At 71.8% G+C, this 15,055-nt stretch carries 10 protein-coding genes; 6 read left to right on the top strand and 4 right to left on the bottom strand.

Translation table 11 applies throughout. The features are described from left to right. From OG904_RS18515 to OG904_RS18505, 3 genes are all read left to right on the top strand, one after another. Window positions 1-1,359, top strand: coding sequence for a carbohydrate ABC transporter permease (locus OG904_RS18515; protein ID WP_405492322.1), 1,359 nt, complete (start codon window positions 1-3; stop codon window positions 1,357-1,359). After that, window positions 1,356-2,207 carry a carbohydrate ABC transporter permease gene (locus tag OG904_RS18510; RefSeq protein WP_405492320.1) on the top strand — a complete coding sequence of 284 codons (852 nt, stop codon included), beginning with the start codon at window positions 1,356-1,358 and terminating at the stop codon, window positions 2,205-2,207. The genes OG904_RS18515 and OG904_RS18510 overlap by 4 nt, the downstream gene beginning before the upstream one ends. A gap of 127 nt (window positions 2,208-2,334) precedes the next feature. Continuing rightward, window positions 2,335-4,584, top strand: coding sequence for a CDP-glycerol glycerophosphotransferase family protein (locus tag OG904_RS18505; RefSeq protein WP_405492318.1), 2,250 nt, complete (start codon window positions 2,335-2,337; stop codon window positions 4,582-4,584). 461 nt (window positions 4,585-5,045) lie between these two features. Here the strand turns inward: OG904_RS18505 and OG904_RS18500 are convergent, their stop codons facing one another. Then, on the bottom strand, window positions 5,046-5,687 hold the full coding sequence (locus OG904_RS18500) for a TetR/AcrR family transcriptional regulator (protein WP_405492316.1): 642 nt from the start codon (window positions 5,685-5,687) through the stop codon (window positions 5,046-5,048). A 134-nt stretch (window positions 5,688-5,821) separates the two neighbouring features. Here OG904_RS18500 and OG904_RS18495 point away from each other — a divergent pair, with 134 nt between their 5' ends. Both OG904_RS18495 and OG904_RS18490 read left to right on the top strand, forming a co-directional pair. Then, window positions 5,822-6,742 (top strand): ABC transporter permease, encoded by a 921-nt coding sequence (locus tag OG904_RS18495; protein ID WP_405492314.1) that lies wholly within the window; start codon window positions 5,822-5,824, stop codon window positions 6,740-6,742. Beyond that, window positions 6,735-7,511 carry an ABC transporter ATP-binding protein gene (locus tag OG904_RS18490; protein ID WP_405492312.1) on the top strand — a complete coding sequence of 259 codons (777 nt, stop codon included), beginning with the start codon at window positions 6,735-6,737 and terminating at the stop codon, window positions 7,509-7,511. The genes OG904_RS18495 and OG904_RS18490 overlap by 8 nt, the downstream gene beginning before the upstream one ends. 220 nt (window positions 7,512-7,731) lie before the next feature. Here the strand turns inward: OG904_RS18490 and OG904_RS18485 are convergent, their stop codons facing one another. The 3 genes from OG904_RS18485 to OG904_RS18475 form a co-directional block, all read right to left on the bottom strand. Next, on the bottom strand, window positions 7,732-12,714 hold the full coding sequence (locus OG904_RS18485; protein ID WP_405492310.1) for an NAD-glutamate dehydrogenase: 4,983 nt from the start codon (window positions 12,712-12,714) through the stop codon (window positions 7,732-7,734). 390 nt (window positions 12,715-13,104) lie between these two features. Next, window positions 13,105-13,785: an HAD family hydrolase gene (locus tag OG904_RS18480; protein WP_405492308.1), complete on the bottom strand. Its 681-nt coding sequence runs from the start codon at window positions 13,783-13,785 to the stop codon at window positions 13,105-13,107. Beyond that, entirely contained in the window at window positions 13,782-14,282 is a 501-nt protein-coding gene (locus tag OG904_RS18475) for a DUF6912 family protein (RefSeq protein ID WP_405492306.1), read from the bottom strand. Before OG904_RS18475 ends, OG904_RS18480 begins: the two co-directional genes overlap by 4 nt. A gap of 338 nt (window positions 14,283-14,620) precedes the next feature. Between OG904_RS18475 and OG904_RS18470 the strand changes: the two genes are divergently transcribed. Continuing rightward, window positions 14,621-15,022, top strand: a complete 402-nt coding sequence (locus tag OG904_RS18470; protein WP_405492304.1) for an Rv3235 family protein — start codon at window positions 14,621-14,623, stop codon at window positions 15,020-15,022. Window positions 15,023-15,055 lie beyond the last annotated feature (33 nt).

Here is a 15,055-nt window from a genome sequence, read left to right as displayed (position 1 = left end):
GTGACCACCCGTGACGCCCATGGCACCAGCGACGCCCGCGGCTCTCGCGGCACCCGCGTCACCCCCAGGTGGAAGGAGACCCGGCGCCGCCGCCTGACCGCGGTGGCGTTCCTCCTCCCCTCCCTCGTGCTGCTCGGGGCGCTCGTCGTCCATCCCATCGGCTACTCGCTCTACCGCAGCTTCTTCGACCGCTCCGGCGACACCTTCGTGGGCGCCGGGAACTACCGGGAGATACTGCGCGACGACACGATCCGCACCGCCCTGGGGAACACCGCGATCTGGGTGGTGGTGGCCCCGGTCACCGCCACCGTGCTCGGCCTGCTCTTCGCGGTGCTGACCGAACGGGTGCGCTGGGGAACGGCGTTCAAGCTGATCGTGTTCATGCCGATGGCCATCTCGATGCTCGCGGCGGGCATCATCTTCCGGCTCGTCTACGACGCCGACCCCGACCGGGGCGTCGCGAACGCCGTCTGGGTGGGCGTCCACGACACCTTCGCCGAGTCCTCCGCCTTCCCCAAGGCCCGCCCCGGCCGGGACTCCCCGCTGGTCCCGGCCGCCGGGGGCGCGTACCTGACCCGCGATCCGGTACGGGCGGGCGTGCCCGCGCTGCTCCCGCTGGTCGGCATCGCCCCGGAGGACCTGCCCGGGGGCACCGGCACGGCGAAGCCGGCCGCCGCCGAGCCCGGCAGGGTCACCGGCACCGCCTGGCAGGACTTCACCCGGGGCGGGGGCGGCGTCACGAACGCGGTCGACCCCACGGAGTCCGCTCTCGCGGGGCTGCGGATCGAGGCGGTGAAGGACGGCCGGGTGGTCGACTCCGCGACGGCCCGCGCCGACGGCACCTTCTCCCTGTCCGCGAAGGCCGACGGGGCGCTGCTACGCCTGCCCGCCTCGAACTTCCGTGAGGCGTACGGGGGCGTGGAGTGGCTCGGCCCGACGCTGGTGACCCCGGCGGTGATCGGGGCCTACGTGTGGATGTGGGCCGGGTTCTCGATGGTGCTGATCGGGGCCGGGCTGGCCGCCGTACCGCGCGAGCTGCTGGAGGCGGCGCGGGTGGACGGGGCGACCGAGTGGCAGGTGCTGCGGCGGATCACCGTGCCGCTGCTGGCGCCCGTCCTGGCCGTCGTCATGGTCACCCTCGTCATCAACGTGATGAAGGTCTTCGACCTGGTGTTCGTGATCGCTCCGGGCGCGGTCCAGGACGACGCCAACGTCCTGGCCCTCCAGCTGTACCGGACCTCCTTCGGCGCGGACGCCGATCCGGGGCTGGGCAGCGCCATCGCCGTGCTGCTGCTGGTGCTGGTGGTCCCGGTCATGGCCTACAACATCCGCCGGATGCGCCGGGAGGCCCGCCGATGAGCACGATGTCGCACTCCCTCGCCTCCCGCGCGGCCGGCGGGGCGCTGCGCGTCTTCCTGGTCCTCGCGGGCCTGTTCTGGCTGCTGCCCACGCTCGGGCTGCTGGTCTCCTCCTTCCTTTCCCCCACCGCCCTGAACGAGGGCGGCTGGTGGCGGGCGCTGACGGAGCCGTCCCGGCTGACGGCCGCCAACTACGAGCGGCTGCTGGCCAACGACACCATCACGGGCTCGCTGCTCAACACGGCGGCCATCGCCGTGCCCGCGACCCTGCTGGTCCTGGCGCTGGGCGCGTTCGCCGGATACGCCTTCGCCTGGCTGGAGTTCCCCGGCCGGGACTGGCTGTTCCTGATCGTGGTCGGGCTGCTCGTGGTCCCCGTCCAGGTGGCGCTGATCCCCGTGTCCGAACTCTTCGGTTCCATCGGCCTGTTCGAGACGACGGCGGGGGTGGTCCTCTTCCACACCGCTTTCGGGCTGCCGTTCGCCGTGTTCCTGCTGCGGAACTTCTTCGCGGAGATCCCGCGCGAGCTGCTGGAGGCGGCCCGGCTGGACGGGGCGGGCGAACTGCGGCTGTTCACGCGGGTGGTGCTGCCGCTGGGCGCTCCGGCGATCGCCTCGCTCGGCATCTTCCAGTTCCTGTGGGTGTGGAACGACATGCTGGTCGCGCTGGTCTTCGCGGACTCGACGCACCCGCCGATCACGGTCGCGCTCCAGCAGCAGGTACGGCAGTTCGGGAACAACATCGACGTACTGGCCCCCGGCGCGTTCCTGTCGATGGTGGTGCCGCTCGCCGTGTTCTTCGCCTTCCAGCGGCAGTTCGTCTCGGGGGTGATGGCGGGAGCGATCAAGTAACCCGGATTGATCATGCGGTTGACGTGCCGGGTTGACGCTGCGTAACCCGAATGCCGCACGGTGCGTAACCCGATCACCACGCCGGGGGTTCCTGGGCAATATGCCCGTGCCGACCCCTGGATGTGCCGTGCCCCGGTTCAGCGTCATCGTGCCCGCGTACAAGGTCCAGGCCTACCTCCAGGAGAGTCTGGACTCGGTCCTGAGCCAGTCGTACCCGGATCTCGAACTGATCGTGGTCGACGACGCCTCCCCGGACGCCTGCGGTTCGATCATCGACGACTACGCCACCCGGGACCCCCGGGTGACCGCCGTGCACCTGGCGCACAACCTCGGCCTGGGGCCGGCCCGCAACGCGGGCCTGTCCCGGGCCACGGGCGACTACCTGATCTTCCTCGACGGGGACGACACCCTCGCCCCGGGCGCCCTGCAGGCCATCACCGACCGGCTGAAGGCCACAGGCTCCCCGGACGTCCTGGTCTACGACTACGCGCGCACCTTCTGGACCGGCGAGCTGGTCCGCAACAGCCTCTCCCACCGCCTCTCCGAAGAGGGCCCGGCCAGCTTCCGCCTCGCCGACCGCCCCTCCCTGCTGGGCATGCTGATGGTGGTGTGGAACAAGACGTACCGCCGCGAGTACGTGGAGCGCGAGGGCCTCTCCTTCCCGCCCGGCTTCTACGAGGACACCCCCTGGACCTATCCCGCGCTCCTCGCGGCGGAGTCCGTGGCCGTCCTGGACCGGGTGTGCGTCCACTACCGCCAGCGCCGCACCGGCTCGATCCTGACCACCACCAGCCGGCGCCACCTCGACATCTTCGACCAGTACGACCGCGTCTTCGGCTACCTCGCCACCCGCCCCGAGCTGGAGCGCTGGCGGCCCGCCGTGCACCGGCGGATGGCCGAGCACTTCTGCACCCTGTACGCGGACCCGCGCCGCCTCCCGCGCGCCGCCCGGGCCGAGTTCTTCACCCGGGCCTCGGCCCTGCTGCGCCGCTACCGCGCCGCCGGCCCCCGGCCCCTGTCCCTCACCCGCACCGACCGCACCCGCCACCTCCTGATGCGGCTCGGCACGAGGCGCACGTACCGCCTGCTGTCCCTGCTGCGCTCGGCCTCGCTGACGGCCCGCCGCGCGGGGGTCACGCTGTGGCGGGGGCTGCGCGAAACGGGCCTGCGCCTGCACTACCGCGTGCAGCGGCTGCTCCCGCTCCGCCCGGAGCTGGCGGTCTTCTCCGCGTACTGGCACGGCGGTTACGCCTGCAATCCGGCGGCGATCGAGGCCAAGCTGCGCGAACTGGCCCCGCGCATGCGGACGGCCTGGATCTGCGACCCCGCCCACGCCGCGACCCTGCCGCGCGAGACGACCCCCCTGCGCCCGGGATCGATGGCGTACTGGACGGCCCTGGCCCGCGCCACGTACCTCGTCACGAACGTCAACTTCGAGCGCACGCTGGTCAAGCGCCCGGGCCAGATCCTGCTCCAGACCCAGCACGGCACCCCGCTCAAGCGGGTCGGCCTCGACCTCCAGGACCGCCCGGCGGCCACCCCGACCACGGACTTCGCGGGCCTGCTGCGCGGCGCCGACCAGTGGGACTACCTGCTCTCCGCGAACCGCCACTCCACCCTGGTCTGGGAGAAGGCCGTCCCCTCGTCGTACACGACGCTCGAATACGGCTACCCCCGCAACGACGTGTTCCACCGGGCCACCCAGGCGGACGTCCTCGAACTGCGCGAACGCCTCGGCATCCCGCCGGGCTCCACGGCGATCCTGTACGCGCCCACGCACCGCGACTACCGCCGCAGCCGCCCGGCACACCTGGACTTCGAGCGCATCCTGCGCGACCTGGGGCCCCGCTACACGATCCTGACCCGCACCCACCTCACCTACGCGGGCTCACCCGCCCCCGACCCGCACCCCCGCCTGCTGGACGTCTCCTCCCACCCCTCGGTGGAGGAACTCTGCCTGGCCTCGGACGCGCTGGTGACGGACTACTCCTCGCTGATGTTCGACTACGCGTCCCTGGACCGGCCGATCGTGATCCACGCGGACGACTGGGAGGCGTACGAGGCCTCGCGCGGCACGTACTTCGACCTGCGCGGGTTCCCTCCGGGGGCGATCGCCCGCACCGAGGACGAGCTGGTGGACATCTTCTCCACCGGCCACTGGCAGGGCTCGCGCTCGGCGCAACTCCGCGCGTCGTTCCGGACCCGCTTCTGCACGCACGACGACGGCCAGGCGGCCGAGCGCGTGGTCCGCCGGGTCTTCCTGAGCCAGCCCGCGCCGCCCATCATCCCCCCGGAGGACCGCCGCCCCACCCCCGCGGCCCCCTCCGCCACCCCGGAACCCACCCTGGCCCACCTCACCACGACCCGCTGGCCATAACCGAGCCCCACCCCGCGGGCCAGCGGGGCTTGATTTTTTCGGCGTCAGCCCACACGTGACCGCCGGAAAATCCAGCCCCGCCGACGATCTTTCCAGCCCATCCGGGAACCCCTCCAGCCCGTCCGGCGCTTGAAGACCGGGCCCGGGCAGCGCCCGGGAACCCCTCCAGCCCGCCCGGCGCTTGAAGACCGGGTCCGGGCAGCGCCCGGGAACCCCTCCAGCCCGTCCGGCGCTTGAGGACCGGGCCCGGGCAGCGCCCGGGGAACGGGCGAAGGGCGGGTAGGGGACTTCCGCCCCGCAGGGCCGACCGCCCGCACCCGCCCACCGGCCCACGCCGGGACGACGGCGGCCGCGACCGCGCTCAGGCCCCGCCGGACGGAGTCATGCGCAGCGGCCCGAAGCCCGGAAGGCCCGCCAGGGCCGAGCGGTGCGAGGGCCGCGTCAAGAAGGCACGCGGCCCGTCAAGAAGGTGCGGGCCCGGCCGTGAGCCCCGCGACCACCGACCGCGCCAGGTCATCCAGGTAGCCGCCGGCCACGGCATCCCGCACGACCACCTGCCGCCAGTACAACGGCCCGATCGCCAGATCGAGCGCCCTCCCCGCGTCCACCCCCACCGGCAGCTCCCCCCGAGCCACCGCCTCCGAGATGATCCCCTCGGCCATCCGCCGCTGCCCCTCCAGCAGCGCCCCCCGCACGGCGTCCGCGATCTCCGGGTTCCGCGCCGCCTCCACCAGCAGGTCAGGGATCACCGCCGAGGCCACCGGATGCCGCAGCACGTGTGACATCACCTCGAGCAGCGCCCGTACGTCCCCGTACAGCGTCCCCGTCGCCGGGACCGGCAGGCCGTCCACGGCGAAGGCCCCCACCAGGTCCAGCACCAGGTGCAGCTTCGACTTCCACCGGCGGTACACGGCCGTCTTCCCCACGCCCGCCCGCCGCGCGATCCCCTCGATCGACATCCGCGCGAACCCGACCGTCGCCAGCTCCTCGACCACGGCCGCCCGGATCGCCTCGGTCACGTCCTCGCGCAGGACGGCGGCCCCGGCGGGGGCTCTGCGGGCGGCGGGGGCGGGGTTGGCGGGGGCAGCAGGATCAGTCGTCATGGGCAGAGCATATCCGCGCGACGACGATACGGTTGCGTTCCGACGCTCGAGGTCTTAACCTCGCCGTAGCGACGATACGGACCCGTCCCATCGCCAGCGACGCACTGACCCCGTCGAAAGCGACCCTCGTGACAGTGACCACCGCGCCCCCGGCCCCCGCCCCGGCGAAGGACGGGGCCAAGGCCCCGGACCCCATCGCCGAACTGGCGGCGGCCCACGACCTGACCCTCAGCGGCGCCCGCCCCCCGCTCCCCCAGTACGTCGCACAGCTCTGGGGCCGCCGCCACTTCGTCACCGCGTACGCCACCGCCCGGATGCACGCCCAGTACAGCGAGGCCAGCCTCGGCCAGGTCTGGCACCTGGTGACCCCGCTGCTCAACGCGGCCGTCTACTACTTCATCTTCGGCATCGTCATGCACGCCAGCCACGGCGTGCCGGACTACCTGCCCTTCCTGATCACCGGCGTCTTCGTCTGGGACTTCATCGGCAGCTCCATCAACGCCTCCACCCGCGCCGTCCAGGGCAACCTCGGCCTGGTGCGCGCCCTGCACTTCCCGCGCGCCTCGCTGCCCCTGTCCACGGTCGTCCAGCTCTTCCAGCAGCTGCTCGTCACCATGGGCGCGCTGATCATCCTGCTGTTCGTCTTCGGCCAGACCCCCACCCTGAACTGGCTGTTCGTCTTCCCCACCCTGCTCCTCATGGCCGCCTTCTGCGCCGGCTGCGCCATGATCATGGCCAGGATCGGGGCGAAGCACCCCGACGTCAGCCAGCTGATGCCGTTCGTCCTGCGGACCTGGATGTACGCCTCGGGCGTCATGTGGTCCATCGACTCGATGCTCAAGACGGACCACCTGCCGAGCTGGGTCGCCATGGCGCTCAAGCTCAACCCCGCGGCCGTCTACATCGACCTGATGCGCTTCGCACTCATCGGCTCCTACAAGGCGAGCCAGCTCCCGCACCACGTCTGGCTGATCGCACTGGGCTGGGCCCTGCTCGCCGGCGTCGGCGGGTTCATTTTCTTCTGGAAGGCTGAGGAGGAGTACGGCCGTGGCTGACACCGCAACCCGTGTCCCGACCGTCATCGCGGACGACGTGCACGTGATCTACAAGGTGCACGGATCCGGCGGCCGCAAGGGCGGCGCCACCGCCGCCCTGAGCCGGATGTTCTCCCGCAAGCCCGCCCCCGGCATCCGCGAGGTGCACGCCGTCAAGGGCGTCAGCTTCACCGCCTACAAGGGCGAGGCCATCGGCCTGATCGGCACCAACGGCTCGGGCAAGTCCACCCTGCTGTCGGCCATCGCCGGGCTCCAGCCCGTCGCCCACGGCCGGATCTTCTCGCACGGCCAGCCCTCCCTGCTCGGCGTGAACGCCGCCCTGATGAACGACCTGACCGGCGAACGCAACGTGGTGCTCGGCGGCCTCGCGATGGGCATGTCCAAGCAGCAGATCCGCGAGCGCTACCAGGGCATCGTCGACTTCTCCGGGATCAACGAGAAGGGCGACTTCATCTCCCTCCCGATGCGCACCTACTCCTCCGGCATGGGCGCCCGGCTGCGCTTCTCCATCGCCGCCGCCAAGGACCACGACGTCCTGATGATCGACGAGGCCCTGGCCACCGGAGACGCGGCCTTCCAGCGGCGCAGCCAGGCCCGCATCGAGGAACTGCGCGAACAGGCCGGCACCGTCTTCCTCGTCAGCCACGGCATCGGCACGGTCCGCGAAACCTGCGACCGCGCGATCTGGCTGGAGTCGGGCGTCCTGCGCATGGACGGCCCCTCCGCAGAAGTCTGCGACGCGTACGAAGCCTTCACGAACAGTCGCTGACCCCCCGCCACATCCAGCGCCGCCACATCCAGCCCCGCCAGATCCGGCCCCGCCCCGCCAAATCCAGCCCCGCCGGCGTTTGAGGCGCGGGGGTCCGGGGGCAGAGCCCCCGGCAACGGCGCCGCACCAGCCCACAACGGGACACACGAACGGGCCGGGCCCGGGACCACCAAAGGTCCCGGGCCCGGCCCGCTTCAGTTCCCGCACAAGCCCCGCAGGGCTACGTGTGGGCCCGGAGCAGCGACCGCATCGTCCGCATCGCCACCGACAGGTTCGCCAGGTCGAAGTCGTCCGACCCCTGGATCTCGTCCAGGGTCGTCCGCGCCCGCCCGATGATCGCCGAGTTCTTCTCCTCCCAGGCCTTGAACCGCTCCTCGGGAGTCGACGTGCCGTTGCCGACCGTCAGCACGTCGGCGGTCAGGGCCGCGTGCGCCGAGAAGAGGTCCTCGCGGATGGAGGCACGGGCCATCGACTGCCAGCGGTCGGCCCGCGGCAGGTCGATGATCCGGTCCATCAGCTGGGTGATGTCCAGACGGTCCGCGAGGTCGTAGTACACCTCGGCGACGGCCAGCGGCTCCACACCCGTACGGTCCGCGATCGCGACGATGTCCAGCGTCGGGAAGGCGGACGAGAAGCCGGCCACCTTCGCCGCCAGCTCCTCCGGCACGCCCTCGCCGATCAGCTCGGCCATGACCGCCTCGTACCACTCCAGGTCCGCGCCGCGCACCAGCTTCGGCACGTCCGACCAGACCCGCGCCACCCGCTCGGAGAACAGCTCGATGGTCTCGGTGATCTGGAGCGGCTGCGGCCGGTTGTTCAGCAGCCAGCGCGTACCGCGCTCGACCAGGCGCCGCGAGTGCAGCCGCACCCGGGTCTGGACGTCCGCGGCGACCTTGTTGTCGAGCGCCTCCACCGCGTCCCACACATCGGCCAGGCCGAAGATCTCGCGGGCCGCGAGCTGTGCCCGCACGATCTCCTCCAGGGAGGCCCCGGTCTCCTCGCGCAGACGGTGCAGGAAGGTCGAGCCACCGCTGTTGACGGTGTCGTTGACCAGCACGGTGGTGATGATCTCGCGGCGCAGTGCGTGCCCGTCGACCTGCTCCGGGAACTTCGCGAGCAGTGCGCCCGGGAAGTAGGCGTGCAGCAGGCGGTCCAGGTACGGGTCGTCCGGGAGCTCGGTGTGGATGAGCTCGTCCGCCACCGTGATCTTGGTGTAGGCGAACAGGACGGCCAGCTCCGGCTGGGTCAGGCCCTTGCCGTTGTTGAGCAGCTCGCGGATCTGCCGGTCGTTGGGCAGGAACTCCAGCGCCCGGTCCAGCAGTCCGTCGCGGCCCAGGCGGCGCATGAAGCGCTGCTGGGCGTGGAGCAGGCTGGGCGCCTGGGCGGCGCCGTTGGCCAGCGCCACGTTCTGCGCGTAGTTGTTGCGCAGCACCAGACGGCCGACCTCGTCGGTCATCGCGGCGAGGAACTTGTTGCGCTGCTTGACGGTCAGGTCCCCGTCGGCGACCACCGAGTTCAGCAGGATCTTGATGTTCACCTCGTGGTCGGAGGTGTCCACGCCCGCACTGTTGTCGATGGCGTCGGTGTTGACCTTGCCGCCCTCGCCGCCGGCGCCGCCGCGGGCGAACTCGATGCGGCCGAGCTGGGTCAGGCCCAGGTTGCCGCCCTCGCCGATGACCTTGGCCCGCACGTCGGAACCGTTGACGCGGATGGCGTCGTTGGCCTTGTCGCCGACGTCCGCGTGCGTCTCGGCCGTGGCCTTGACGTACGTACCGATGCCGCCGTTCCACAGCAGGTCCACCGGGGACTGGAGGATCGCCTTCATCAGGTCGGCCGGGGTCATCTTCGTGACGCCCGCCTCGATGCCCAGGGCCTCGCGGACGTGCGCGTTGACCGGGATGGCCTTCGCGCTGCGCGGGTGGATGCCGCCGCCCGCCGAGAGCAGCGAGGTGTCGTAGTCGGCCCACGAGGAGCGCGGCAGGTCGAACAGGCGCCGGCGCTCGGCGTACGAGGTCGCCGCTTCCGGGGTGGGGTCGATGAAGATGTGCCGGTGGTCGAAGGCGGCGACCAGGCGGATGTGCTCGGAGAGCAGCATGCCGTTGCCGAAGACGTCACCGGACATGTCACCGACGCCGACGACCGTGAAGTCCTGCGTCTGGGTGTCGTGACCCAGCTCGCGGAAGTGCCGCTTGACGGACTCCCAGGCGCCGCGGGCGGTGATGCCCATGCCCTTGTGGTCGTAGCCGGCCGAGCCGCCGGAGGCGAAGGCGTCGCCCAGCCAGAACCCGTAGGACTCGGCGACCCCGTTGGCGATGTCGGAGAAGGTCGCGGTGCCCTTGTCGGCGGCGACGACGAGGTAGGTGTCGTCCTCGTCGTGGCGGACCACGGCCTTGGGGTGGACGACCTCGCCGCCGACCATGTTGTCGGTGATGTCGAGCAGCGCCGAGATGAAGATCTTGTACGAGGCGATGCCCTCGGCGAGCCACGCGTCGCGGTCCACCGACGGGTCCGGCAGGTTCTTGGCGACGAAGCCGCCCTTGGCGCCGACCGGGACGATGACGGTGTTCTTGACCATCTGCGCCTTGACCAGGCCGAGGATCTCCGTACGGAAGTCCTCGCGCCGGTCGGACCAGCGCAGACCGCCCCGGGCGACCTTGCCGAAGCGCAGGTGGACGCCCTCGACGCGCGGGGAGTACACCCAGATCTCGAAGGCCGGGCGCGGCGCCGGCAGATCGGGGATGGCCTGCGGGTCGAACTTCATCGACACGTAGGAGTGCTGCTCGCCCGAGTCGTTGAGCTGGAAGAAGTTCGTGCGCAGCGTCGCCTTGATGAGGGTGAGGAAGGAGCGCAGGATCCGGTCCTCGTCCAGCGAGGCGACCTGGTCCAGGGCCCCGTCCAGCTCCTCCAGCATCGCGTCCACGAGCTCGCTGCCCGCCGACTGGCGGCCCGGCGACATCCGCGCCTCGAAGAGGGAGACCAGCAGCCGGGTGGTGTGGACGTTGTTGCGGAGGGTGTCCTCCATGTAGTCCTGGCTGAAGGTGGCACCGGCCTGGCGCAGGTACTTGGCGTACGCGCGCAGCACGACGGCCTGGCGCCAGGTGAGTCCGGCGCCCAGCACCAGGGTGTTGAAGTTGTCGTTCTCGGCGTCGCCCTGCCAGACCGCCGCGAAGGCGTCCTGGAACCGCTCGCGGGCGTCGTCGCCGAGGTAGTTGGACGTCGGGACGGAGTCGCCGTTGCCCGTGGGGAGCGGCATGCGCAGGCCGAAGTCGTAGATCCACGCGTTGGAGCGGTCGCTGCACCGCAGCTCGTACGGCCGCTCGTCGGTGACCTCGACGCCCAGGCGCTGCAGGACCGGCAGGACCGCGGAGAGCGAGACCTGCTCGCCGGTGCGGTAGATCTTGAACCGGCGCTCGCCGGGGCCCGCGCCGACCGGCTCGTACAGCGACAGCGCGAACTCGCGGTCGCTCGCGGAGAGCCGCTCCAGGTGGCACAGGTCCGCCACGGCCGCGCGCGGCGAGTGGTCGGCCTTGTAGCCCTCGGGGAAGGAGGTCCCGTACTTGCGCAGCAGCTCGGCGGCGCGCTCCTCGCCCAGCTCGGCGACGAGCGCCTCGCCGAAGCCGTCGGCCCAGGAGCGGGCGGCCTCGACCAGGCGGCCCTCGATCCGCTCCACGTCGGCGTCGGTCAGCATGGGCAGCTCGGTGCCCTGCGGGACGCGGACGACGAAGTGGATGCGGGAGAGGATCGACTCGGTGTTCCAGGCGGTGAAGTCGACGCTGATGCCGTCGAGCTCCTCCTGCAGGATCGCGATCAGCCGCAGCCGCACGCCGGTGGTGTAGCGGTCGCGCGGCAGGTAGACGAGCGCGGAGTAGTAGCGGCCGTACTCGTCCTGGCGCAGGTACAGCCGCAGCCGGCGGCGCTCCTGCAGGTAGAGCACGGAGGTGGCGATGGCCTGGAGCTGCTCGACGGGGGTCTGGAACAGCTCGTCGCGCGGGTAGGTCTCCAGGATCTGGAGCAGGTCGCGGCCGTCGTGGCTGGACGGCGCGAAGCCGGCGCCCGCGAGGACCTCGGCGACCTTGCGGCGGATGACCGGGACCCGGCGCACCGACTCGGTGTAGGCGGCGGAGGAGAACAGGCCGAGGAAGCGGCGCTCGCCGACGACGTTGCCCTCGGCGTCGAACTTCTTCACGCCCACGTAGTCGAGGTACGAGGGGCGGTGCACGGTGGAGCGGCTGTTGGCCTTGGTCAGCACCAGCAGGCGGTGCTCGCGGGCCTTGGCCCGGGCGTCGGCCGGCAGCCGGTTGAAGGACGGCGAGACGGGGTGCGCCTCGTCCTGGCCGTGGTGCAGCGGGTCGGAGCGCAGGATGCCGAGGCCGGTGCCGGGCACGGCGGCCAGGGAGTCCCCGTCCACGAGGTTGTACTCGCGGTAGCCGAGGAAGGTGAAGTGGTCGTCGGCGAGCCAGCGCAGCAGCTCACGGGCCTCTTCGAGCTCGTATTCACGCAGGTCGGGAGCGGTGGGCTCGTCCGGAAGGCCCTCGGCCATGCGCAGCGCGGCGTCGCGCATCTTCTCCCAGTCCTCGACGGACTCGCGGACGTCGGACAGGACGCGCAGCAGGTCGACCGTCATCTGCTTGAGGTCGGCCTTGTCGGTCTCGCGGTCGATCTCGACGTGGATCCAGGACTCGACGAGGGAGTCGTGGGGGCGCGCGGTGCGGGGACCGTGCGCGTCGCAGTCGGGGCCGAGGATCTCGATCAGCTTGCCGGTGACGTCGCGGCGGACGACGACCTGCGGGTGGATCACGACGTGGATGCCGCGGCCCTGGCGGGACAGCTCGTTGGTGACGCTGTCGACCAGGAACGGCATGTCGTCCGTGACCACCTCGACGACGGAGTGGCTGGAGGTCCAGCCGTTCTCCTCCACCGTGGGGGTGTGCACGCGGACGTTCGCGGTGCCCTGCGGGCGGGTCTCCGCGAGCCGGTAGTGGGAGAGCGCTGCCCCGAACACGTCGACCGGATCCCGGTCCAAGAGGTCCTCGGGAGCGGTGTGCAGGTAGTAGCGCTGGAGGTAGGAGAGCATCGCGTCCCGGTCAGGACGCTCCCCTTGCTCGGACCCAGTCGGAAGTAGCCCCCCGGCCGGGCTGTTCTCAGCTACCCGTGCCGCCCGCGCGAGCAGCTCGGCCTTTGCTTCGTCCAGCTTGGTCTGCATGTCCTCTGGCTCCTGTCGCGCGCCATTGCGTGACGTAGGTGAAGGAAGGAATGACATAGCTCCGCGAGGCGGTGTGTCCGTTCGGGATCGACGCTATGTCGTCGGGAGAGCCGCTCGGGAGGAAATCGGCCATGATCGGCAGGATGTCCCGGCGGCGGGGATCAGCGATGGCCCGGGCACGGTGGTGCGCCGGGCGCTGGCCGGAGGCTTCAGTGCCTCCGAGGACTATCGCGCTGATCACGGGTACCAGGCTATCTCGCCCCACCCCCGGCTCGTCATGAGCTGTATGTGTACAAAACCTGGGGTGGAACTTTGACACTCTGGACAGCGACTGGCCTGATCTGGCGTGCCAGACCGTCGCTCCGTCGCTCTCCGCTCATTTCCCTGTCGCTATCCGGCCAGCTCGCGAGCCGTGCGCACGGCGTCCGCCAGGCTGTCGACGACGGGGACACCGGCCGATTCCAGACTGCTGCGACTGTGCGAACCACCCGTGTAGAGCACGGCCCGGGCGCCCACGTGCGCGGCGGCCAGCGCGTCGTCCACGGCGTCTCCGATGAGCACCGTACGGCCGGCCGTCACCCCCGTCCCGTCCAGGGCCTCCAAGTGACGTACGAGGTGTCCCGCCTTGGTGGTGTGCGAGGGGCCGGTACGCCCGTCGACGCGCAGGAAGTGCCGGTCGATGCCGTGCGCCCGGACGAGTGGCACGAGCTTGTCGTGGGGCGCGAGGGACAGCAGGGACTGCGTGAGCCCGGCCGCCTGCCAGTCCCGCAGCAGCTCCCGGGCCCCCTCGGCGAGCCCGGCGTCCTCGGCGGCGGCCCAGTAGTGACGGTGGAAGGCCTCGTCCATGACGGCCCACTCGGCGTCCGTGGGCAGCCGGCCCATGAGCCGCTCGTAGAACTTCGGCACCGGTACGACGTACAGCTCGCGGTACCTCTCCAGGGTGATCGGCGCGAAGCCGAACTCGGCGAAGGAGGCGTTCGTCGCCGCTATGACGGCGTCGATGTCGTGGAGCAGCGTGCCGTTCCAGTCCCAGACGATGTGCGAGGCGGCGGTGGCGGGGGCCTGGCTCACTTCAGCAGCCCCGCGATCTCCTGGATCCCGAACCAGAGCAGCTCGTGGTCCTCGGCCCCGTCGACGGCGGACTGGGCCCCCTGGTCGCCCTGGTCCGCGGCCGCGACGGCCCCTACGGCGGCGCTCACGTCCTCCAGGGCGTCCTCCGCGTCCACGTGCACCGCGGCCGCCACCGAGAGCCGTACGGCCCCGGCGAGGGCGACCTGGCCGAACGCGTCCCCGTCGGGCCCGGGGGCCGCGGTGGCCGCCTTGTCGTCCACGTCCACGGCCACGACGACCCGCTTGGCGGGGGCCGCCCCGTCCTCGGCGATCATCCGCAGCGAGGCGGCGGCGGCCAGGGTCAGCGCGGCGTACTCCAGCTCCTCCATGTCGTCCGACGCGTACCACTCGCGCAGCGCGGGCGTGACGGCGTAGGCCCGCAGCGGAGCCGGACCCAGCTCACCCGCCTGGTGCGCCTCGGCGAGGCCGGGCAGGGTCAGGGGTACGTACACGCGCATGGCCGGCTGCTTTCGGTAGTCGGAAACGCCTTCAGGATACGACCGCACCCGGCTCCGTCAGCTGATGGCCCGGGGCGCCGCCCCCGACTCCGTCCGTGACGGGTCGCGTCCCCCTTCGGAGTGCGGGGGCGCGGCCGCGGGGCGTCCACCCCGCTCCCGGCGGGCAGGCCGCGGGGGCGCCGGGGCCGCGGGAGGGCGACCCGGATAGGTGAAGGCGGGCCGGGTCCCCGCGGGCTCCGCGGCGCCGTTGCGGAGCGTGTTCGCGGGCCCGTAGAAGTCCCCTACCAAGTTACCGCCCGGTACTCGACCGGGCCCGGCCTTCTCGGGGGACGACCGCCATGACCACCAGGACCGCCCGGACCAGGAACACCACCCGGCCCCCCGGCCGCCACGACCAGCACCGGCCGCCGGCCGTCGTCCACCGCGGCCCGCACCACTGGTTCGCGGACCGGCTGCTCGCGGTGCTCACCGGCCGCCGCCCGGTCCACTCGCTCATGGGCCACACCGTCGGCCCCGCCTACGACCAGCTGATCGCCCTGGCCCCCGCGGACCCCCGGTGCGAGCACCTCACCCCCGTGATCCGCGGATGCGGCCGCTTCACCCCCGGGCCCGGGGTCATCGAGGCCTTCGCCCGCATCGCCACCGGGGACCGGCTGACGGCCCTGGCCTTCCGTCTGGAACAGGGCCCCGACCTGCGCTGGCGCTGCGCGGCCGTCGAACTCCAGGGCCTGCGCCCATGACCCCGCCGGCCGCCCGCGGCGCCCGTACCCCGT

Origin of the sequence: Streptomyces sp. NBC_00096 (assembly GCF_045041305.1) — a bacterium.
In the GTDB taxonomy this organism is placed as follows: Bacteria; Actinomycetota; Actinomycetes; order Streptomycetales; family Streptomycetaceae; genus Streptomyces.
This window is presented reverse-complemented; position numbering and strand designations above follow the sequence as displayed.

What these genes read in the sequence shown, in the direction of transcription:
- OG904_RS18510 (WP_405492320.1), top strand. Translation starts at nt 1,356, where the DNA reads ATGAGCACGATGTCGCACTCCCTCGCCTCCCGCGCGGCCGGCGGGGCG.
- OG904_RS18500 (WP_405492316.1), bottom strand. Translation starts at nt 5,687, where the DNA reads ATGACGACTGATCCTGCTGCCCCCGCCAACCCCGCCCCCGCCGCCCGC.
- OG904_RS18485 (WP_405492310.1), bottom strand. Translation starts at nt 12,714, where the DNA reads ATGCAGACCAAGCTGGACGAAGCAAAGGCCGAGCTGCTCGCGCGGGCG.
- OG904_RS18475 (WP_405492306.1), bottom strand. Translation starts at nt 14,282, where the DNA reads ATGCGCGTGTACGTACCCCTGACCCTGCCCGGCCTCGCCGAGGCGCAC.
- OG904_RS18470 (WP_405492304.1), top strand. Translation starts at nt 14,621, where the DNA reads ATGACCACCAGGACCGCCCGGACCAGGAACACCACCCGGCCCCCCGGC.